Origin of the sequence: Pantoea cypripedii, from assembly GCF_011395035.1 — a bacterium.
Taxonomy (GTDB): Bacteria; Pseudomonadota; Gammaproteobacteria; order Enterobacterales; family Enterobacteriaceae; genus Pantoea; species Pantoea cypripedii_A.
The window spans coordinates 3,583,877-3,604,845 of the sequence record NZ_CP024768.1 but is presented as its reverse complement, the minus strand read 5'-3'; the positions used below and the strand labels follow the sequence as shown (position 1 = coordinate 3,604,845).

Annotated in this window: 22 protein-coding genes; 15 read left to right on the top strand and 7 right to left on the bottom strand. The window is 55.8% G+C overall.

The features are described 5' to 3' along the window. The first annotated feature begins 139 nt into the window (after positions 1-139). Complete coding sequence (locus tag CUN67_RS16735) at positions 140-349, top strand: hypothetical protein (protein WP_254711358.1); 210 nt, start codon at positions 140-142, stop codon at positions 347-349. Here CUN67_RS16735 and CUN67_RS16730 read toward each other — a convergent pair. The 5 genes from CUN67_RS16730 to CUN67_RS16710 form a co-directional block, all read right to left on the bottom strand. After that, complete coding sequence (locus tag CUN67_RS16730) at positions 346-1,188, bottom strand: metal ABC transporter permease (RefSeq protein ID WP_208716423.1); 843 nt, start codon at positions 1,186-1,188, stop codon at positions 346-348. The genes CUN67_RS16735 and CUN67_RS16730 overlap by 4 nt on opposite strands. Continuing rightward, positions 1,182-2,042: a metal ABC transporter permease gene (gene sitC, locus CUN67_RS16725; protein WP_208716422.1), complete on the bottom strand. Its 861-nt coding sequence runs from the start codon at positions 2,040-2,042 to the stop codon at positions 1,182-1,184. Before sitC ends, CUN67_RS16730 begins: the two co-directional genes overlap by 7 nt. A 2-nt stretch (positions 2,043-2,044) precedes the next feature. Beyond that, positions 2,045-2,866 carry a manganese/iron ABC transporter ATP-binding protein gene (locus CUN67_RS16720; RefSeq protein WP_208716421.1) on the bottom strand — a complete coding sequence of 274 codons (822 nt, stop codon included), beginning with the start codon at positions 2,864-2,866 and terminating at the stop codon, positions 2,045-2,047. Positions 2,867-2,870: 4 nt separating this feature from the next. Next, the gene (locus CUN67_RS16715) at positions 2,871-3,773 is read right to left on the bottom strand and encodes a metal ABC transporter substrate-binding protein (RefSeq protein ID WP_208716420.1); all 903 of its coding nucleotides are present in this window, start codon (positions 3,771-3,773) and stop codon (positions 2,871-2,873) included. 165 nt (positions 3,774-3,938) lie between these two features. After that, a complete protein-coding gene (locus tag CUN67_RS16710; RefSeq protein ID WP_208716419.1) occupies positions 3,939-5,654 on the bottom strand; it encodes a tannase/feruloyl esterase family alpha/beta hydrolase in 1,716 nt (571 codons plus the stop codon). Positions 5,655-5,909: 255 nt separating this feature from the next. On the opposite strand from CUN67_RS16710, the gene CUN67_RS16705 reads away from it, so the two are divergent. The 8 genes from CUN67_RS16705 (at position 5,910) to CUN67_RS16670 (ending at position 12,475) form a co-directional block, all read left to right on the top strand. Continuing rightward, a complete protein-coding gene (locus tag CUN67_RS16705) occupies positions 5,910-6,353 on the top strand; it encodes a GlcG/HbpS family heme-binding protein (RefSeq protein ID WP_208716418.1) in 444 nt (147 codons plus the stop codon). Positions 6,354-6,363: 10 nt separating this feature from the next. Beyond that, positions 6,364-7,089, top strand: a complete 726-nt coding sequence (locus CUN67_RS16700; protein ID WP_208716417.1) for an SDR family NAD(P)-dependent oxidoreductase — start codon at positions 6,364-6,366, stop codon at positions 7,087-7,089. A gap of 18 nt (positions 7,090-7,107) precedes the next feature. Beyond that, positions 7,108-7,896 (top strand): siderophore-interacting protein, encoded by a 789-nt coding sequence (locus CUN67_RS16695; protein ID WP_208716416.1) that lies wholly within the window; start codon positions 7,108-7,110, stop codon positions 7,894-7,896. A 90-nt stretch (positions 7,897-7,986) separates the two neighbouring features. Next, positions 7,987-8,526, top strand: a complete 540-nt coding sequence (locus CUN67_RS16690; RefSeq protein ID WP_208716415.1) for a PadR family transcriptional regulator — start codon at positions 7,987-7,989, stop codon at positions 8,524-8,526. A 196-nt stretch (positions 8,527-8,722) separates the two neighbouring features. Further along, positions 8,723-10,204 (top strand): UbiD family decarboxylase, encoded by a 1,482-nt coding sequence (locus CUN67_RS16685; protein WP_208716414.1) that lies wholly within the window; start codon positions 8,723-8,725, stop codon positions 10,202-10,204. Positions 10,205-10,215: 11 nt separating this feature from the next. Continuing rightward, positions 10,216-10,794 carry a UbiX family flavin prenyltransferase gene (locus tag CUN67_RS16680; protein WP_208716413.1) on the top strand — a complete coding sequence of 193 codons (579 nt, stop codon included), beginning with the start codon at positions 10,216-10,218 and terminating at the stop codon, positions 10,792-10,794. 10 nt (positions 10,795-10,804) lie between these two features. After that, positions 10,805-11,527 (top strand): DUF554 domain-containing protein, encoded by a 723-nt coding sequence (locus tag CUN67_RS16675; RefSeq protein ID WP_208716412.1) that lies wholly within the window; start codon positions 10,805-10,807, stop codon positions 11,525-11,527. Positions 11,528-11,599: 72 nt separating this feature from the next. Further along, the gene (locus tag CUN67_RS16670; protein WP_208716411.1) at positions 11,600-12,475 is read left to right on the top strand and encodes a LysR family transcriptional regulator; all 876 of its coding nucleotides are present in this window, start codon (positions 11,600-11,602) and stop codon (positions 12,473-12,475) included. 32 nt (positions 12,476-12,507) lie between these two features. Here CUN67_RS16670 and CUN67_RS16665 read toward each other — a convergent pair whose 3' ends face one another. Further along, entirely contained in the window at positions 12,508-12,804 is a 297-nt protein-coding gene (locus tag CUN67_RS16665; protein ID WP_208716410.1) for a SelT/SelW/SelH family protein, read from the bottom strand. Positions 12,805-13,244: 440 nt separating this feature from the next. Here CUN67_RS16665 and CUN67_RS16660 point away from each other — a divergent pair, with 440 nt between their 5' ends. From CUN67_RS16660 to CUN67_RS16640, 5 genes are read left to right on the top strand one after another with little or no spacing between them, the layout of a single operon-like run. Then, complete coding sequence (locus CUN67_RS16660) at positions 13,245-15,632, top strand: TonB-dependent receptor domain-containing protein (RefSeq protein WP_439332282.1); 2,388 nt, start codon at positions 13,245-13,247, stop codon at positions 15,630-15,632. 52 nt (positions 15,633-15,684) lie between these two features. Beyond that, the gene (locus tag CUN67_RS16655) at positions 15,685-16,713 is read left to right on the top strand and encodes a hemin-degrading factor (RefSeq protein WP_208716408.1); all 1,029 of its coding nucleotides are present in this window, start codon (positions 15,685-15,687) and stop codon (positions 16,711-16,713) included. Continuing rightward, positions 16,710-17,534: a heme/hemin ABC transporter substrate-binding protein gene (locus tag CUN67_RS16650; protein WP_208716407.1), complete on the top strand. Its 825-nt coding sequence runs from the start codon at positions 16,710-16,712 to the stop codon at positions 17,532-17,534. Before CUN67_RS16655 ends, CUN67_RS16650 begins: the two co-directional genes overlap by 4 nt. Then, a complete protein-coding gene (locus tag CUN67_RS16645; protein WP_208716406.1) occupies positions 17,527-18,528 on the top strand; it encodes a FecCD family ABC transporter permease in 1,002 nt (333 codons plus the stop codon). The genes CUN67_RS16650 and CUN67_RS16645 overlap by 8 nt, the downstream gene beginning before the upstream one ends. Beyond that, entirely contained in the window at positions 18,521-19,300 is a 780-nt protein-coding gene (locus CUN67_RS16640) for a heme ABC transporter ATP-binding protein (protein WP_208716405.1), read from the top strand. Before CUN67_RS16645 ends, CUN67_RS16640 begins: the two co-directional genes overlap by 8 nt. Positions 19,301-19,378: 78 nt before the next feature. Here the strand turns inward: CUN67_RS16640 and acuI are convergent, their stop codons facing one another. Next, positions 19,379-20,362 carry an acrylyl-CoA reductase (NADPH) gene (gene acuI, locus CUN67_RS16635; protein WP_208716404.1) on the bottom strand — a complete coding sequence of 328 codons (984 nt, stop codon included), beginning with the start codon at positions 20,360-20,362 and terminating at the stop codon, positions 19,379-19,381. Between the two features lie 362 nt (positions 20,363-20,724). Here acuI and CUN67_RS16630 point away from each other — a divergent pair, with 362 nt between their 5' ends. Next, positions 20,725-20,898 carry a hypothetical protein gene (locus CUN67_RS16630; RefSeq protein ID WP_208716403.1) on the top strand — a complete coding sequence of 58 codons (174 nt, stop codon included), beginning with the start codon at positions 20,725-20,727 and terminating at the stop codon, positions 20,896-20,898. The last annotated feature ends 71 nt before the right edge of the window (positions 20,899-20,969 follow it).

Here is a 20,969-nt window from a genome sequence, read left to right as displayed (position 1 = left end):
ATTTTATAAAATCATCGCCATAAGCGGCGTAAAATTCTTCATTGAAACCTGATCCCCCGCGTAAAACCCTGACGCCCCCGAATCAGGCTGAATAATCACCTGCATTCCAGGTCCATCCCGGACCCCAAAGAGAAGAAAAATGATGCGACTTTTACCGTTGTTCCTTGTGACAGCGCTGACCGCGTTTTCGGCTATTGCCAGCGCTCAGCTCTCCGAACCGTTCTCACCGCCAGCCGGTCTGCATCCGCATCAGACCTGCCAGCAGCATGAAATTTCGGGTGATAACCCATTACCGCAGAACGATGGCGGGATGATGGAGTGTGGTCATCGCGACGCGCTGCAAAACTAAGTTTGCAGCGTCTGCCGCTCTGAGCGGCGTGCCAGCAGGCTGGCACGGATAAACGCGACGATAAACACCAGCGCAAACAGCACCACAATGGTGGGAGCAGGGGCGCTGTCCAGATAAAACGACCCATACACACCACCCAGCGACACCACGACGGCCACGATTACCGCCGTCAGCAGCGCGTGTGAAAAGCGCCGCGTCAGCAACAGGGCAATCGCCCCTGGTGCAATCAGCAGGGAAACCGACAGAATGATCCCGACCGCTTTCATTGTTGCCACTATGGTCAGCGCCACCATGCACAGCAGACCATAATGCAACAGGCGGGTGGGGAGTCCACTGGCCTGCGCCTGTTGTTGATCGAAGCAAAACAACAAAAAATCCCGCCATTTCACCGCCATTATCAGCAAAATCGCCGCGGCAATGATCCCGGTTTGCATCATGTCTGCCACCGTGATGCCCAGCATGTCGCCAAACAGGATGTGATCGAGATGGACCTCTGGTTTGCTGGCGATATACAGAATCAACCCGACCGCGAACATTCCGGAGAAGACAATCCCCATCACCGTATCCTGCTTGATGCGGCTGTTGTCCTTCAGGAAACCGCTGGCAACCGCGCAAAACACCCCGGCAACAAAGGCACCGGCGGCCAGCGGCAGGCCCAGCATCCACGCCAGCACGATACCGGGAAAGACCGCATGGCTCATGGCATCTCCCATCAACGCCCAGCCTTTTAGCACCAGAAACACCGACAGCAGAGCGCAGGGAATCGCGACCACCACGGCAATCAGCAGCGCGTGGCGCATAAATTCGAACTGGAAAGGTTCGCTCAGCAGACTCAGCATTGGGCATCCTCCAAAGAAGTTCGGGCACGCCGCCGCTGCGCCAGCAATCCCTGTTGCGGGGCAAAGATAAACGCCAGCAAAAACAGCAGCGTTTGCGCCACCACGATGATACCGCCCGTGGCGCCATCCAGATAATAACTGGCCCAGGCTCCGAGGAAGCTGGTGACGCTGCCAATGCCGACAGCGATGGCTAACAGGCGCGGAAAACGATCGGTCAGCAGCCAGGCGGTTGCACCCGGCGTCACCACCAGACAAATCACCAGAAATGCCCCCACGGTTTGCAGCGCGGCGACGGTCGACAGTGCCAGCAGGGTGAAAAACAGCAGCTTGAGGCGTCCTGGATGCAGGCCGATGGCACGCGCGTGGTTCTCATCAAAAAACGTGACCAGTAAATCTTTCCATTTAAAAAACAAAACGATGATGGAGACTGCGCCAATCAGCGTCAGTTGCAGAATATCGGCGGGGGCGATGGCGAGAATGTTGCCCAGCACGATGGTCTGGATGTTTACCGCCGTCGGGTTAAGCGACACCATAAACAGGCCGAGGCCGAAGAAAGACGAGAAGATCAGGCCAATGATCGCGTCTTCTTTTAACCGGGTACGCTGGTTAAGGAACAGCATGCAGCTGGCCGCCAGTCCACCGGAAAGAAAGGCACCGAGCGCAAACGGCAAACCGAGCATATACGCGCCCGCCACGCCGGGTACGATGGAATGCGACAGCGCATCGCCAATCAGCGACCAGCCTTTCAGCATCAGATAGCAGGAAAGAAAGGCGCACAGGCCACCGACCAGCGCAGCGACCCACATGGCGTTCAGCATATATTGGTAGGTAAAGGGTTCTATGAGTTGCTGCATCGTCAGACCCTCTGTTTGCCGGGGGGCAGATGTGCGACGAACGGACGTTCATCATCGGTGATGATGCGTTCTTCTGAACCGTTCAGCACCACATGGCGTAGCACGCCGCTAAACGCGCGTTCCAGATTTTGCTGGGTGAAGGTCGTCGCCGTCGGACCGCTCGCCAGCACCGTGCCTTTCACCATCACCGTGTAGTCGCAGAACTCCGTCACTGAGCCGAGATTATGCGTTGAGACCAAAAGGGTTTTCCCTTCATCGCGCAGTTCCCGCAGCAGGCTGATGATTTTGGCTTCGGTCTGCACATCTACGCCGGTAAACGGCTCATCAAGCAGAATCACTTCGCCCTGTTGTGCGATAGCACGCGCCAGAAACACGCGTTTTTTCTGGCCGCCGGAGAGTTCACCAATCTGGCGATGACGTAAGGCCAGCATGTCGACGCGATCCAGTGCAGCGTTGACCATGGCGTGGTCATGTTCTTTGGCGATACGCAGCATCCCCATATGGCCGTAACGTCCCATCATCACCACATCTTCCACCAGCACCGGGAAAGACCAGTCAACTTCTTCTGCCTGGGGTACGTAGGCCACCAGATTACGCCGTAAAGCCTGACGCGTTGGCATGCCGAGGATGCGTATTTCCCCCTGCGCCAGCCGCACAAACCCCATCACGGCTTTAAACAGCGTCGATTTCCCGGAGCCGTTAACCCCGACCAGCGCAGCGATGGAACCGCCCGGCACGCTGAAACTGGCTTCACGCAGGGCGGTGTGCCCGTTGCGGTAGGTGACGCTCACTCTGGATGCGGCAATGCCTGCGACCTGTGTCATAGCGTTACTCCTTCATGCCGTCTTTGATGCCCTGCACCAGGGTGCGGGTGGTGACATTGAGTAAGTCGAGATAAGTGGGGACCGGGCCATTGGCCTGGCTGAGCGAATCGACATACAACACGCCGCCGTAATGCGCTCCGGTTTCCCGTGCCACCTGGCGTGCCGCTTTGTCGGATACCGTGCTTTCACTGAAAACTGCGGGGATGTGCTGCTCCCGCACGCGATCAATCACGCGGCGTACCTGTTGCGGCGTGCCTTGCTGGTCGGCATTGATCGGCCACAGATAGAGTTCTTTCAGCCCCAGGTCGCGCGCCAGATAGGAAAATGCGCCTTCGCTCGATACCAGCCAGCGTTTATTTTCCGGGATTTGTGCCACTTGCTGGCGCAGCGGGAGCAGCGTCGCGGTGATTTTCTGTTTGTAAGTCTCGGCATTGCGCTGATATATCGCGGCATTGGCCGGATCGTAATGCATCAGCGCATCGCGGATGTTGTCGACATAAATCAAGGCATTGTCGGGGGACATCCAGGCATGGGGATTGGGTTTGCCATTGTACGGGCCTTCGGTGATGCCCATCGGCGTCACGCCGCGTGTAACGATAACTTCGGGCACATCTTTTAAGTGCTGATAAAAACGGCGGAACCATAGTTCAAGATTCAGGCCATTGGTGAGAATCAGCTGCGCCCCCTGAGCGCGTTTGATGTCGCCTGGGGTGGGCTGATATTCATGGATTTCGGCACCCGGCTTGGTGATCGAGCTGACGTCCGCCGCATCTCCGGCGACATTTTTGGCCATGTCGGCGATAACCGTGAAGGTGGTCACCACCCTGAACTTCTCGCTGGCGAAAGCGCCGGGAATCACCACGGTACTCAGCAGCGTGCACAGCAATATTCCTCTTATCATTTTCATACACCCATCCTCAGCATGATTAAAAAACGACCCGATATAGCCATTGCTATACTTTATAGCAGTTGCTAATACGATCGCCAAGTTCCGACGTGTAAAGCTGTGTATGTAAGGGGAATCACAGGGGGGAGAAAAAAGCCGGAACCTTAGTGGCCCCGGCTGAGGAGGTTATTGCGCGAAGTGATAAGGCTGGTAGAACGCCTCGCCTGCCCAGGCGTAATGGCTGTGAATTACAGGCAGCGTTTTACGTACATAATTGACAGCCTGTTTTTCATCCCCTGAACCGTTCCAGACCGCATACTCCGGGTACGGATAGACCGGGCGTGATGCGGCTCCGGCCGGAATGGTTTCCAGCTGCAAATCGGTACGTTGCATCATCACTGGCGGCTTGCCACCGGCTCCTGTCGGCTGACCAAAGCTGTTGTGCTGCTGCGGCGCGGCCTGATGCGTCACCACGGCGTCAGGTGCTTTGCCGTCTTCAACCCAGTTCATCATCGGCGTCAGGAAATCCACCAGACTCGGGCCTTCACCATTGGAACAGTGATACACACCCGGCAGCAGATAAAGGCGTTCAAACGCGTCACGCTGGGTGTTGCCCAGCTCTTTACCCAGCGCCTGGTGATAGGCGATGGAGTTGAGCGGGGAGATATGCGGATCGGCCCAGCCGTGCCAGATAATCAGCTTGCCACCGGCCTGAGCAAAGGCGCGCAGATCGGGATTGGTGGCGTCATACAGCGGATGCAGTTCGCTGAGCTGTTTGAAAGTGGCTTCATCAAACTTCACATCTTTCAACGCAAAGTCGGGGGCCGGGTTGGTCTTAAAGTTGACGTAACGCAGCGAGGCGAGCGAGATCATCTCGCTCATTACCGGCTGATCAGCCTTCTCTGGGATAAACACACCTTCCCAGGCCAGCTCAGAACCATATTGTGGCCCGCCGACAATCAGACGCTGACCGGTTTTGCTGTCGCGTGGACCATCGTAAAGTTTATGCAGTGCGCCAAGTTGTGCCGGATTCAGGCAGTTTTCCGTCTGATTCGCCTTACATGCCAGCACCTTCAAATCGGGATGGCAGGCTTCCGGTGCCGCAATCAGCCCATCTTTTTGCCCGTCCAGCGCGTCGCACTGCGCCAGTATCGCTTTGTGGATCAGCGGTAAATCCTGTGCCACGATCAGCGCCTTGCCGTTAGCATCGTGATTACTCACCACCTGCCAGGCATGGTACATGGCGTTCTGAACCTGGAAGTTCATCGCTGCCGCACCGGCGATAACGCCGTTGAAGTCCTCGGGGAAACGCTGGGCTTCCATCAGGGCTTCGCGTCCGCCATCGGAACAGCCGTTAAAGTACGACCATGCCGCCTTTTGCTGATAAAACGCGGCTATCAATGCTTTGGCGGCGACGGCGGTCAGATGCTGACCACGCCAGGCAAAATCCTGTCTTTTCTGTGGATCATTGCCCCAATCCTGCCCGGACTCTTTATGGCCCATATCGGTGGCGGCGACGGCAAAACCGTTGCTGTTGAGCGGTGCACAACCCGCTGCCGCCCCAGGTTGCAGGTTGATAGAGCCACACAGCCCGCCGCAGCCGAGTTGCATGAAACGTTGATTCCAGCTCTGCGTCGGCAGCAACAGACGAAAACCAATCTCCGGTGCCAGCGTTCCTTCCACTTTGCACCATTCGGTATGGTTGATGGTGGTCAGGGTCGCGGCGGTAACCCGGCTACCTTTGCCGCCAATCGTTGTCAGATCGAATTGTTGCAGGCTGTCACAGCTGACCGCAGGTTTCACCACGGATAATGGTGCGGCCTGGGCCGAAGATAACCAGAACAGAGAAAAAAGCAGCGACGTTAATGCGCCAGCCAGTAAACGAAATAGCCTTCGGGCCATAGTGATTCCTTATCCATAGAGGTAACGCGTTAAGTATAAAGAGAATCATGGCGGCAGCCGGTTCTCCTTCTGCCGGTCAAACGACAGGCAATGCATAACGGATGTAAATGAATATTTCGAGTTGTGCGCAATAGCATTTTTCGGCATTGCACTTAAGATATATCATAACTATTCTGACGGCGTCAGATGAGAATGAGTTTCGCTTTCATATTTGATTCATGCGCGGGCTTCTGACGTCCGACGCGAGGCAAAATAATGGAAAAAAAACCTGAATCGACCAGCGCAGCGCTGGCCCAGACTTACCACTCGATTTCGCTGGCGGCGGCTCGCACCGTTATCACTGCGGCTCTGCAAACGGCGGCCCAACATGGCTGGCATATCAGCGTCGCGGTAGTGGATCGCGCTGGCGAGCTGGTGAGTCTTGACCGCAGCGATGCGGCTATCGGCATCAGCCCGAGCGTGGCACAGGGTAAAGCGCGCACCGCCGCGTTGTTACGCGTCCCCTCGAAAGAGTTCGAAAGCTTTATCAATAGCGGCAGCCCCAGCTTCCTCGCCACCCCAGGCGTGACGCCACTCGAAGGCGGCATTCCGTTGTGGTTACACGGCGAAGTGATCGGTGCGGTTGGCGTGAGCGGCGCGCACGGGGCTAATGATTCGCTGGTGGCTGAGCAGGCCGCTGAAGCGCTGGCCTCATTCTAAGGAGCGGACGATGGCAGCATTGCAGGACAAACATCTGGTGGTGATTGGCGGCAGCTCCGGCATTGGTTTTGCGGTCGCACAACGGGCGGCAGCAGAGGGCGCGCGCCTGACACTGCTCGGACGCAACACCGAACGCCTTGCGCAGGCGCAAAACACCTTAGCGGAGCAGGGGGCACAAGTGGCGACCCTCGCGGTAGATGCCCACGATCACGATGCACTGCGCGCGGCTTTTAGCCAGCTTGATGCGTTTGATCATCTGGTCTCTATGGTTGGCGATGCCATGGGCGGTGGCTTCCTTACCGCCGATATGGCGCTGATTGAAAAAGTGATTTACTCGAAATTCCTCACCAATGTGCTGATTGGCAAACTGGCGGCAGAAAAAGTGCGGGCAGGGGGGGCTCTGACCTTTACTGCGGGCACCGGTGGTCGCGCCCAGCATGCCTGTGCCAGCTATGTCGGCAATCAGGGCATTGTGTCGCTGGCACAGGGGCTGGCTGTGGAGCTGGCTCCGAAAGCGCGCGTCAACTGCGTCGCTCCGACCTGGACAGTAACGCCGTTCTGGCGGCAGCAGGCGGCGGAGCAGGTGGAACAAACCCGCCAGCATTTTGCCGGGATCATCCCACTGGGCCGTACCGCGGAAATTGACGAGCTTGCCAGTGCTTATCTGTTCTTGATGCAAAACGATTTTATTACCGGACAACAAATCGCGGTGGACGGCGGCATTATGCTTGGCTGATCCCGCAGGAGAGATGACTTGAGAAAACACACCCCGACAGGTAACCCACGCGCGCCGCAACGTGTGCGCAATGAACTGCGTTTCCGCCACATCACCGTGGCAAGCAAAACCCGTGTTGCCGGAGAGTTCTGGCGCATTGTCTTTACCGGCAGCGATCTGGCGGGTTTCAACTCGCCCTCCTATGACGACCATATCAAAGTTTTCTTCCCGGAAGCGGGCGGGGTGCTGGCGCTGCCAAAGATGACCGACGAAGGCGTGGTATGGCCTGCGGGTATGCGTCCGGCAGCGCGTGATTACACGCCGCTGGCGTTTAATGGTGTGGATTCGCTGACCATCGATTTCTATATTCACGATGGCGGTGTTGCCAGCAACTGGGCTAGTGATGCGCAGCCGGGCGACCAGCTGGCGATGGGCGGTCCGCGTGGTTCGCTGATCATTCCTGCCGATTATGTCAGCCAGATCTATGTCTGTGACGAAACCGGCCTGCCGGCCATCAAACGTCGTCTGGCGGAAATTGACGCGCAGGACGTGCATCTGCTGGCCTTTGTGGATGAAGCCACTGGCCGTGATTATCTCGGCGATCTGGCTGGCGTCAATGTCAGCTGGCTTGGCAGTGGCAACATGCAGAGTGATAACCTTGGTGCGTTGATTGCGAAGCTGGACCGCATTTCACTGCCGACCGAAGAATACTTTATCTGGCTGACCGGTGAAGGCGAGGCGGTGAAACTGCTGAGCGACTACTTTACCCAGCGCCGTGGTGCCGACACTGATTTTGTGCGCGCGGTAGCCTACTGGCATCAGAAATAACCGACTCTTGCCCGCCCGTTGCCGCCTGTGTTGAATTTTGCCAGGCGGCAGACTACTATCAACCTCCCTTAACCCACCCTCAGGCAGGCAATGAAACAGCATCGGGATTTTGCATGGCACGGCGACCAGGCACAGCGTGGCTTTTGTGCGGGGGCGCGTAAGAAGCGCCGTGAACGTATGCTGGATGCCAGTGATATCCGTCTGTTAATGCTGCACTTTCTGGCGCAAAGTAATGCGCACGGTTATGAGCTGATCAAATCGGTTGAAGAACTCTCTAAAGGGGAATACTCCCCCAGTCCCGGTATTATCTACCCCAATCTGACGCTGCTGGAAGAGATGGATGCCATTCGTGTGGTGGACGCCCAGGAATCGCGCAAGGCTTACACGCTTAACGATGGTGGCCGTGCGCTGCTGGCGGAAAACCGTGAAAATGTCGCGACCATTATTCAACGTTTAACCTCGCTGGCTATTCTGGTGAATAACCGTAGCATTCCTGAGGTAGAACAGGCGATCCACAATATTAAATTCACGTTAAATCATCGTCTGGCGCAGGAAAATATTTCCGCTGAAACACTTGAGATTGTGATCACAGCATTGAATGAAGCAGCGGAAAAAATCGCAAAGAGTTGATCTAAATCATTTTTCACCCCATAAATTGTTGCAACATTGTTTAATTAAAATAATTAAATAAAAACAAAGTTGTAGCAATAATTACAGCTAAACCAAAAAGGTTTGGCTGGTAAATATAAACGGTAGTTTTTCTCGCCATTATTCAGCGCTACTTTTTCCGCATCGCATTCATTCTGAAGCGTTAAGGGAAAAGAATATGTCTGAAAACAAAAAACAGCCGGTGCATGATCTGCGTTCGGCCATCACATTGTTACAAAGCCTGAAAGGCGAATTCGTTAGCACCGATACTGAAGTCGATCCCCATGCGGAACTCTCCGGCGTGTATCGCTATGTCGGTGCCGGTGGTACCTGCGAGCGTCCAACGCGCAAAGGTCCGGCGATGATGTTCAACAAGGTGAAAGGTTTTCCTGATGTGCGCGTCGTGACTGGCCTGATGTCAACACGCGAACGTGTCGGCCATCTGCTGGATTGTGCACCAGAAAGACTGGGTTTTCTGCTAAAAGACTCGGTGCATCACGCCGTTGCGCCAGTGGTGATCAGTGAGAAACCGCAGTGCCAGGAAGTGGTGCACTACGCTGAAGACCCGAACTTCGACCTGCGTACCTTATTACCCGCGCCGACCAACACCGAAGAGGATGCCGGTCCTTACTTCACTATGGGTATGTGCTACGCGTCTGACCCGGAAACACATGAATCGGATATCACTATCCACCGTCTGTGCATTCAGAGCCGCGATGAACTTTCGATGTGGCTGACCCCGGGCCGTCATATTGATGCCTTCCGTGAAAAAGCAGAGAAAGCGGGCCAGCCGCTGCCGATTTCTATCAGCATTGGTGTTGACCCGGCGATTGAAATTGCCGCCTGTTTTGAGCCACCGACAACGCCGCTGGGCTTTAACGAACTGAGCATCGCGGGTGCGCTGCGTGGCAAACCGGTGGAACTGGCTCCCTGCATCAGCATCAACGAAAAAGCCATCGCTCACGCTGAAATCGTGATTGAAGGCGAACTGCTGCCGAATGTGCGGGTGCGTGAAGACCAGAACACCAACACCGGTAAAGCGATGCCGGAATTCCCGGGTTATACCGGCGAAGCCAAAGCACAGCTGCCGGTGATCAAAGTGAAAGCCGTCACCCACCGCAAACACCCGATTCTGCAAACCACCCTTGGCCCAAGCGGCGAACACGTCAGTATGGCCGGTATCCCGACCGAAGCCAGTATTCTCGATATGCTGGAACGCGCCATGCCGGGCCGTGTACAGAATGTGAATGCTCACACTTCAGGTGGCGGCAAGCTGCTGGCGGTGATTCAGTTTAAAAAATCCTCTCCGGTGGATGAAGGTCGCCAGCGCCAGGCTGCGTTGATTGCCTTTGCTGCCTTCCCGGAACTGAAACATGTGATGCTGGTGGATGAGGATGTGGATGTGTTCGACACCGACGACATCCTGTGGGCAATGCAAACGCGCTTCCAGGGCGATGTCGATATCGCCACCATCGCCGGCGTGCGCTGCCATCCACTCGATCCGTCGCAGGATCCTGCCTATAGCCCCAGCATCACGCAACAAGGTATGACTACCAAAACCATCTTTGACTGCACCGTGCCGTGGCATTTGAAAGCCCACTTTGAACGTTCGAAGTTCAAAGAAGTGGATGTAAAACGTTTCCTTCCCGATTTTGAGTAAGTGAGGTTGTAGTGAGCAGAAGGCGCATTATCGTCGGCATTAGTGGCGCGTCCGGTTTCCAGTACGGCATGAAGGCGCTGCAATTGCTGCGCGATCAGGATGTTGAGGTCCACCTGGTGGTGACCAAAGGCGCGGAAGTGACGCGTTCAATGGAAACCGATTGGCAGCGGCAGGAGATTACCGATTTAGCGGATGAGGTGCATAGCATCAGCAACCTTGGCGCATCGATCTCCAGCGGCTCATTTAAGACCCTCGGCATGTTGATTGCGCCCTGCTCAATGAACTCGCTGGCGTCCATTGCTCATGGACTGACCGGCAATCTGCTGACCCGTGCAGCAGATGTGATCCTGAAAGAGCGGCGTCGGCTGGTGTTAATGGTCCGCGAGACGCCGCTCAATCTGGTGCACATTCGCAACATGGCGGCAGTTACCGAAATGGGCGGCATTGTTTATCCGCCGGTTCCGGCCTTTTACCAGAAGCCACAATCCGTGGATGAAATGGTACATCACAGCGTAGCGCGCGCCCTCGACCTGTTTGATCTCGATGTTGGCAACCTGAAACGCTGGGGTGAAAAACATAATGAAGCGTAAGGAGTAAATTATGGTAGTGGGACCCTTTGTCAACGGCAGTGCCGTACTGATTGGTGGACTGGCGGGCGCGTTCCTCGGCACGAAAGTACCGGAACGCTTGCGCGTAGCTCTGCCGATGACCTTCGGCCTGTCGTCGATGGGCCTCGGGATTGTGTTGATTGGTAAGATTCACAGTTTACCGGCGGTGATTCTGGCGCTGATTATCGGTGCCGCCATCGGTGAACTGGTGTTTCTGGAAGAGAAAATTGGCCGCCTGGGTAATCTGGCAAAAGGGCTGGTTGGACGTTTCCAGAGCGAACAAACCGAAACCGGTCTGACGGGTGCCGCCTTTACAGAGAAGTATGTGGCGATTCTGGTGCTGTTCTGTGCCAGTGGCACCGGCATTATCGGGGCTATGACCGAAGGGATGACGCACGATCCCAATATCCTGTTTGTGAAATCAATCATGGATATCTTTACCGCAGCAATTTTTGCTACCTTGCTCGGTTATGCCGTGGCGGTCATTGCCTTACCGCAGCTGATTATTCAGCTGGTGCTGGCTTCTGCGGCGGTGCTGATTATGCCGCACACCTCGCCGACCATGATGAGTGACTTTACCGCAGCGGGTGGATTTATCATGCTGGCAGCCGGTTTCCGCATTGCGGGTATTAAATCATTCCCGGTAGCCAATATGCTGCCTGCGTTGATACTGGTGATGCCGGTCAGTTATCTGTGGACGATGTATATCCACTAAGCAATACGTCAGCCGCGGTTGGATCGTGGTTAGCCATGCTAAAATAAGCGCGGGGAAACGCGCGGAGTCATCATGGATCTCAAACGATTGCATTACTTTTGCACGATAGCGGAACAAGGCTCCATCAGTAAGGCCGCGAAGCTATTGAACATCGCACAACCGCCGCTGGGTAAACGCCTGCAGGAGCTGGAAGAGGAAATTGGCTCACCGCTATTTACCCGCACTCCGCGCCGCATGGTGTTGACCGAAGCCGGAACCTTTCTTTATCGCCAGGCGTGCGACATCTTAAGCCGGGTCAATCAACTCAAACGCCAGACCATCACCATTGCCACACGCAAACAGCGCCGGGTAAATATCGGTATTTCCTACCTTTATCTGCGTTATTTCAACACTATCCTGATGGATTACTACCGCAACCGTCCCGACTGGGATATCAATGTGATTGTGTCCGATTCCAGCCATCTGGAAGCGATGCTGCTGGATAACACCGTGGATATTGCGCTGATGCAGGTCCCTGGCGATCGTCAGCCCTGGTTTATCCGTGAGCTGGAACCGATTGATACCATTGCGGTGATTTCTTCCCACTATAGCCCGATGCTGGCCGGGAAAGCCTTGCAGTTCAGCGACCTGAGCGGCATTCCTCTGATATTGCTGCACCGCATCGGCGGGGAAGGGACCTATGAAGTGATGCGCAGCAAACTGTTCAGTAGCCTCGATCAGGTGAATATCACCATTAAAGTTTCAGAACCCCGTCTGGTACTGGAAATGATGGAGCAGGGCTTTGATGGCGCGGCATTTTTACCGCGCTCCGAGTTTATCCCCAGCGCGCAGGGCAAATATATGGTGTGCCCGCTGGCAGAACCTTTTGCGATTTATCATCCGGCGATCGTTACCTTAAGCACCGCGCAGGACCGGCTGTTATGGCCGCAGGAGCATGAGGTGGCGTAGCGGCGCTTGTGACAGCAGCGCAATCCGACAAATCAATTCCCCGTTGGTTTCTTCTTATCCACATGCCCCAGCTTGCGATCCGGGAAACAATAATCACGCACCCGCTGCTTTAATGCGGCGGCGTCGGGAAAACCGCCTTCCTGTTTACGCTCCCAAATCACCTTGCCATCAATGGTTATCTCAAACACGCCGCCGGTGCCGGGTTGTAAGGTGACGGAAGCTAAATCGTCAGCAAAAGTATGCAACAACTCTTGTGCCATCCACGCTGAACGCAGCAGCCAGTTGCATTGCGTGCAGTAGTGGATATTCACCGCCGGTTTGTGTGTCATTTCATCGCTCATCTTAATTGATTGATTAGTAATAAGTTAACCACGGTTAAGAAATTGTGCTGTCGTAGCGGCGCGATTTATCGCGCGCCTTTAGCAGCGATGCCAGAGAAAAACCGCGCGATAAATCGCGCCGCTACCAGTGAGTGCGGTTGTTAACCTCCACCCGATACCCGTGATCGGGTAAGTCATGTTGTTATTCTTAATTGATTGATTAGTAATAAGTTAACCACGGTTAACAAATTGTGCTGTCTAAGATACATCTTAGTGTAAATGGTATTGATAATGATTACCACTTGCATTACATTCCTGACGAAATCATTTATAACATAAAAAAAGTCTGTAACTTTTTACGGTTTTTTATACAAAAACTGTGGTTTTCTGGCAGCAAGCAAGTGAGCGAATACTAACAATTAACCAGGTATTTCGCGTCTATGTCTCCAATTTTTCAGGGGTTCACCTCACAGCGCCTGTTTAAAACAGCGGTGCTGGCATCTGCCATCCATGCGGCCTGCGGCTATGCAGCCACCAGCGATACTCAAGATCTGGCTATTTCAGGCAAAAAAACGACCACAAATGAACCGGTTATGACGGTCACTGCACCGAAACAGCCGCTGGTTGCCGGTAGCCGAACCACGCTTTCTGCCGACGAATTGCAGAAACAGGGTGGCAATGATTTTGGCTCCATTATGCGCTATCAGCCACTGGTCACCGCGCCGGGTGCCGCTGGCGGCAGTAACACCGGCAAGAGCGGCTACACCGGGGATCGTGGCGGTTATACCGGTTATAACATCCGTGGCCTGGAAGATAACCGGGTTTCTATTGACGTAGACGGCATTGAACAGCCGTTGGCTACCGGACGCAGCTCGGTGGGCCGTGCGGGTTCTGGCACTTTTGGTATTGGTCGTGACTATATCGATCCTTACATGTATGGTTCCGTGGGTATCGTTGAAGGCGCTACCGATGTTTCCAACAAGAACCTGGCGCTTGGCGGCTCGGTTTCTTTCCGACCAAAATCACCGGATGACTATCTGTCACCGACTAAACAAACCTACTTCGGTTATCAGAGTGATTACGACTCTTCCAACCGCAGCTGGCACAACGGCATCACTGCGGCGGCAGGCGATGAAACCCTGCGCGGTATTGTGGTGATTAGCCGTCGTGACGGCCAGGAAACCCGCAACAATAGCGGCACCATTGATGCCTATCCGGCGAACTGGCACTCCGACGCTATCGCCGCGACCGGGATCTGGCAGCCGAACAGCGAGCATCAGTTCAGCGCTACCCTGGATTATTACCACAAAACCAACCACACCAACTTCGATTACTGGGGCAGCAGTACGTCCACCATTTATGGTCGTGCTAATCAGAGCAGCCAGACGCGTCGCTGGAGCGGCATGCTGAAAGACCTCTGGACGCCAGATAACAGCCTGCTGGTGGATAGCCTTGAAAGCAGCATTTATTACCAGCAAACCGAAGCGCATGATGACACCGCCGCGCCGGATGCCGGTTCGGTCGAAGCCCACAATATCTATTCAAACTACAACACCAAAACCTTCGGCTTTGAAACCAAAGGTGAGAAAAGCTGGCTGTTTAACACCTTCCGCTACGGCCTGAATGGCAGCATTGCCAAAACTGAGCGTCCATACTGGATGGACCCGGCGCAGACCTCTTACAACAACATCACCCGACCGGAAGCCGATAGCCGTACCTGGAGCTTTGGCGTTTACGCTGAAGACACCATGAGCTGGGATCTGAATGGTCACACCTTCTCGATCATTCCAGGGGTACGTTACGCTTACCAGAACACCAAGCCGCAAAATCTTTCCAGCCTGGCGGGCGGTGATGCGGATCTTTCTACCGGTGATGTGGAAACGCTGTATGGCAAGGGTTTCAGCGACGGCCAGATTCTGCCGTCACTTGCCTTCCAGTATAACCTGACGCCGAAGATGATGGCTTACCTGCAATACAAGCGTGGTGCACAGTTCCCGAACGCCAGCCAGATGTATGGCTCCTGGAACCTGTCATCTAACTACGGTGGTAGTAATCAGTATGCCCTGCTGGGTAACACCGACCTGAAAACCGAAACCAGCAATAACTTCGAGTTCGGTCTGAAAGGTGAAGCGGTTGAAGGGATCACCTTCTCGGCGGCGACCTTCTACAACAGCTACAAAAACTTTATCGACTACACCCGTTATAGCCGCAGCGCGAACCCGGAAGTCTTCACCGATATCCCGAGCAATATCAACATCGCTTACCGCGCAGAAAACCGTGATAAAGCCTATATCTATGGGGCAGAGTTCGGCAGCAAGTTCAACATCGGGACATGGGTGCCTGAAGTTGATGGCCTGAGTGCACGCCTGGCATTTGGTTATGCGCAGGGTGCGTCGAAATCCAGCTACCTCGGTGACAAATATGTGCCGCTGGAGAGCGTACCGCCGATGCGCCTGATTACCGGTGTAGCTTACGACGATCCGGAACAGCGCTACGGTGCCGCAGTGACCGCTACCTTTAACCACGGTAAGCGCGCCACTTACACCCAGCGTCAGACCTACACCAACGCCGGTAGCGCGATTGGCACCACCAGCAATACTTACTACCAGAACATCCCAGGTTACGCGCTGGTGGATCTGACGGCGTACTATCGTGTCACCAAAAACGTCAAAATCAGTGGTGGGATCTACAACCTGACCGATCGCAAATACTGGGATTACCTCAGCAGCCGCGATCTGGAATCCACCACCAGCAAGACCGATCAGAACTACTATGATTCACAGCTTGCTGTGATGCCGGGCCGCACCTTCCAGTTGGGTGTTAACGTCGATTTCTGATAAACAACTTCGCCCTGCGGTGACGCAGGGCATTTTCATGGGAGCAAGCGCAATGAACCAAGGTTACGAACACTATCTGGCCCTGAAAGGCGAACATCCAAAAAAATACGCCCGCGATCTGGCCGCACTGATGGGCATTGGCGAAGCGCAGCTGTGTGAAGCGCGCGTCGGCCACGATGCTCAGGCGTTGAAAACCGATTTCCCGGCTCTGCTGACGCGACTTTCAGCGGTAGGGGAAACCAAAAGCATCACCCGTAACGAATACGCGGTGCATGAGCAGGTGGGTAAATATGAAAATCTGCACCTTGGCGAACACGCCGGGCTGATTCTCAACCCACGTGCGCTGGATCAGCGTCTGTTCCCGCAACAGTGGCACAGCGCATTCTTCCTGCGTGAGATGACCGCACGCGGTGAACGTCAAAGCATCCAGATTTTTGATCGCCACGGCGACGCGGTACTGAAAATCTACACCACGGAAAACACCGACATCGCGGCCTGGGATGCGCTGATTGCGCAGTTCACCACCGATGCCACGCCGCTGGAACTGACCCCGGCTAGCGGCCCGCAGCACAGCGCAACCCTCGACGCTGCGACGGTAGAAGCCGAATGGCGCGCCATGACCGATGTGCATCAGTTCTTCGGTCTGCTGAAGCGCCACAATATTTCCCGTCAGCAGGCGTTTCGCGCTGTGGCTGACGATCTCGCCTGGCAGGTCAGCAATGATTCGCTGGCGCAGCTGCTGAATCAGGCGCAGCAGGACGGCAACGAAATCATGATTTTTATCGGCAACCGTGGCTGTACCCAGATATTTACCGGTGCGGTGGAAAAACTGATGCCGATGGATAACTGGATCAATATCTTCAATCCCAGCTTCACGCTGCATCTGATGGCGGATCACATCAGCGAAAGCTGGGTGACGCGTAAGCAGAGCGGTGATGGCTTTGTCACCAGTCTGGAGCTGTTCGCCGCTGACGGCACGCAGATTGCCCAGCTTTATGGACAGCGCAGCGAAGGTACGCCGGAGCAAGCGCGCTGGCGTGAACAACTGGCGTTGCTGACGACTCCAGGAGCGGCCGCATGAAACGTCTGACCCTGTTGCTGTTGACCGCGATGGCCTTGCCGGCACTGGCGGCAGAACGCGTGGTGTCTATTGGCGGTGACGTCACGCAAATCGTCTATGCGCTGGATGCTCAGCAGAATCTGGTGGCGCGTGATAGCACCAGCCAGCAACCGGCTCAGGCGAATAAGTTGCCAAACATTGGTTATATGCGTCAGCTCAATGCCGAGGGCATTCTGGCGCTGAAACCGACGCTGGTCCTGAGTAGCGAACTGGCGAAACCCTCACTGGTACTGCAACAGGTGGAGCAGGCGGGGGTGAAAGTGGTGGAAGTCACCGGAAAAAACAGTCTCGACGCTATCCCGGAGAAGATCGCCACTATTGGTAAGGCCCTGCATCGTGAGACGGAAGCCAAAGCGCTGACGGAAAAAGTGCAGAAACAACTGGCGCAGTTGCCGAGCCAGCCACTGCCGGTGAAGGTGCTGTTTATCATGGCGCACAGCGGCATGAACACTCTTGCGGCGGGTGCGCAAACCGGCGCTGATGGTGCCATTCGCAGTGCTGGTCTGGTGAATGCCATGGGGGCGGTGCCGCATTATCAGCCGCTATCGCAGGAAGGCGTGGTGGCTGCCGCGCCGGATCTGGTGGTGGTAGGGCAGGATGGTTTGCGCACCCTCGGCGGTGAAGAGAAGGTGTGGTCACTGCCTGGCCTGGCACTGACGCCTGCTGGTCAGCATCACGCGTTGCTGGTGGTGGATGAGATGGCGCTGTTGAGCTTTGGTCTCGACACGCCGGATGCCATCGTCAAACTGCGCCGTGCGGCTGAAGCGGCGAAACATGACTAGCGTGGCGATGCTGCGCTGGCTGTGCCTGATGGCGGTCAGCATGCTGGTTTGCATGCTGATGGCGGCCAATTTTGGTGCGATGCCGCTGTCGATGCGCACACTGTGGCACGCGCCCCTTAGCGATATGGTGTGGCAGATCTGGCTGAATATCCGTCTGCCACGCGTGTTGCTGGCGGTGCTGCTGGGGATGGCGCTGGCGGTCTCCGGTGCGGTGATGCAGGGGCTGTTCCGCAACCCACTGGCCGATCCGGGTCTGCTGGGTATCAGCAGCGGGGCCGGTCTGGCGGTGGCGCTGGCGATCATCGTGCCGGTGGCGTTGCCGCCGATCCTCGCGTTATGGCTGCCGATGCTGGCCGCCTTTATCGGTAGTCTGGTGGTGACTGCACTTATTTTTAGCTTCAGTCGGATGGCGATGGGGAACCTGTCGCGGCTGCTGCTGGTGGGGATTGCCATCAATGCGCTGTGCGGCGCGGCGGTGGGGGTGCTGTCATGGATCAGCAACGATCAACAGCTGCGTCAGCTGGCATTATGGGGCATGGGCAGCCTGAGTTCGGCGCAATGGCCGAGCCTGGCGGTATGTGCCGTGCTGATCCTGCCTGCGCTGATCGCCATTCAGACCCGGGCGCGTCGCCTCAACCTGCTGCAACTCGGTGAGGAAGATGCGCATTACATGGGGATTGATGTGAAGCGGACCCAGCGGCAGTTGCTGGTGCTGAGCGCCTTGCTGGTCGGCACGGCGGTGTCGGTCAGTGGCATTATTGGTTTTGTCGGGCTGGTGGTGCCGCATGTGATGCGCTTCTGTCTCGGCAGCGATCATCGCTGGATGTTGCCGGGATCGGCACTGGCAGGGGCGATCCTGCTGCTGCTGGCGGACACGCTGGCGCGCACCGTGGTGATCCCGGCGGAAATGCCGGTAGGTTTGCTGACCAGCCTGCTTGGCGGCCCGTGGTTTCTCTGGCTGATTCTGCGCCAGCAAAGGGGGATAGATGAGTGATCGTATGCAGGCGCGAGGTCTGCGGTTTAGCCACGGTACTCGGGCGTTGATTGATAACGTCTCCGTCACGCTGGAACCGGGCGAGATGGTGGCGTTGATCGGTCCGAACGGTGCCGGTAAATCAACGCTGTTGCGCCTGCTGACCGGTTTTCTCACCCCGGATGCCGGTGAATGCTGGCTGGGACAACATCCGCTGGCGGAATGGCCGCGTGAACCGCTGGCGCAGCGCCGTGCAGTGATGCGTCAGCAAAATACCCTGACCTTTCCCATGCCAGCGGAAGAGGTGGTGGCAATGGGGCGTGCGCCCTGGCCCACGGCGGGCGGGAAAGCGGTGATTGAAGAGGTGATGCATATTACCGGCAGCCTGGAACTGGCGCGGCGTGATTATCGTTCGCTGTCGGGCGGTGAACAGCAGCGCGTCCAGCTGGCGCGCGTCCTGGCGCAACTGTGGCATGAAGATGGTCCGCGTGGCTGGTTGTTTCTGGATGAGCCGACTTCGGCACTGGATCTGTTCTGGCAGCAGCACAGCCTGCGTTTGCTGCATCGCTTAACGCGTAATGGCCGCTTCAGCGTGTGCACCGTGTTGCACGATCTGAATCTGGCGTCGCTGTGGTCGGATCGCATTCTGTTGTTACATCAGGGAAAACTGGTAGCCGAGGGAGCACCGCATGAGGTGATGACCGAGCAGACGCTGACGCGCTGGTATCAGGCTGATCTGGATGTGGTGCATCAGGCGGAGCAGGGCAGGCCGCAAATTCAACTGCGGGCCTGATTGCAGATAAAGAGGTCGCCATAAATGGCGACCCTACAGATTCCGCTTTGTAGGGTGCGCATTGATGCGCACCGGTGATTACCGACAATCAACAATCAATCGACCGCGCACTTTCCCTGCCAGCAACTGTTCCGCCCCTTCACGCGCTTCACTCAGCGGGATCACGCGGGTCAGTTTTTCCAGCTGATTCGCCTCCACCCCTTCAGCCAGGCGCTGCCACGCCTGCTGACGCAGCGGTTGCGGGCACATCACGCTATCCACACCAGCCAGAATCACACCGCGTAAAATAAAGGGAGCGACGCTGGCAGGCAGATCCAGCCCCTGTGCCATGCCGCAGGCGGCGACCACGCCATCCCGTTTCATGCCAGCCAGCACGTTGCTCAGGGTATGGCTACCCACGCTATCAATGGCGGCGGCCCAGCGCTCTTTCGCCAGCGGTTTGCCTGGTTGGCTCAGCTCGCTGCGATCGATCACGGAAGCAGCACCAAGGGTATTGATCAGATAGTCGCTGTCGCTGGATCGGCCACTAGAGGCCACAACTTCATAGCCGAGACGTGCCAGCAGGCTGACACTAAAGCTACCGACGCCACCACTGGCACCGGTCACCAGCACCGGGCCGTGCTGTGGCGTGATGCCCTGTTTTTCCAGCGCCATCACGCACAGCATGGCAGTGAAGCCCGCCGTACCAATTGCCATGGTTTGCAGTGGAGTCAGCGCGGCAGGGACTTTCACCAGCCAGTCACCGGAGACGCTGGCTTTCTGTGCCAGGCCACCCCAGTATTTCTCGCCCACGCCCCAGCCGGTCAGCAGCGCCACATCATCCTGCTGCCATTGCGGGTGGCGACTGTTGATCACGCGACCAACAAAATCGATACCGGGCACCATCGGGAATTGACGCACGATCGGGCCTTTGTTGCAGATGGCAAGTGCGTCTTTGTAATTAAGGGTGGAGTAGCTAACTGCGAGGGTGACATCCTGATCGGGTAGTTGTTTTTCTTCCAGATCTTTCAGGGATGTACGATATCCCTGTTCGTCATTATCAATGACCAGTGCCTTGAACATGCAGCCTCCGGCTGGTTGAGGAAATTGGAGTCATGGTACTCCCCAAATCAGAATGCGACTAGTGAACCAAATCAAGTGTATTTCATTCATCGATACCACCCTGAACATCAGCTAACGATGATGAATTGAAGAAGTGAAGCGCAAAAATGTACGATTTGTGCACGCCAACGTGCCTGAATATTCCCTGAACCAGTCCTGATTCCCTTATATCTCTGTGATATTTTTATTCATTATATTTCATATGGTTATTTCAGGTGTTAGCGTCCGGACACTTCTATCTGATGCAGCATGGAGATACGGATGACCGGGAAAAACTCGTTGAGATACTGATTCAAACCAAACCTCAACTAAAGGAGAAGATTATGACTGTTGAACAACAGTGGCGGCAGCAAGGTCGGCAAGAAGGGCGGCAGGAAGAACGCCAGATATTAATGCAGGAAATGGCGCGCCGTATGCTGGCGAAAAAGCTGGACCTGGAAACCATTATCGAGCTTACAGGCCTCAGCGCAGGCGAGTTACAACAACTGCGTTCCTGATAGCGAGCGGCACGGTCGCAGCGCTGCTCCGTGCGTTGTGCCGGATAGAAACGCCCGCACGATAAATCGTG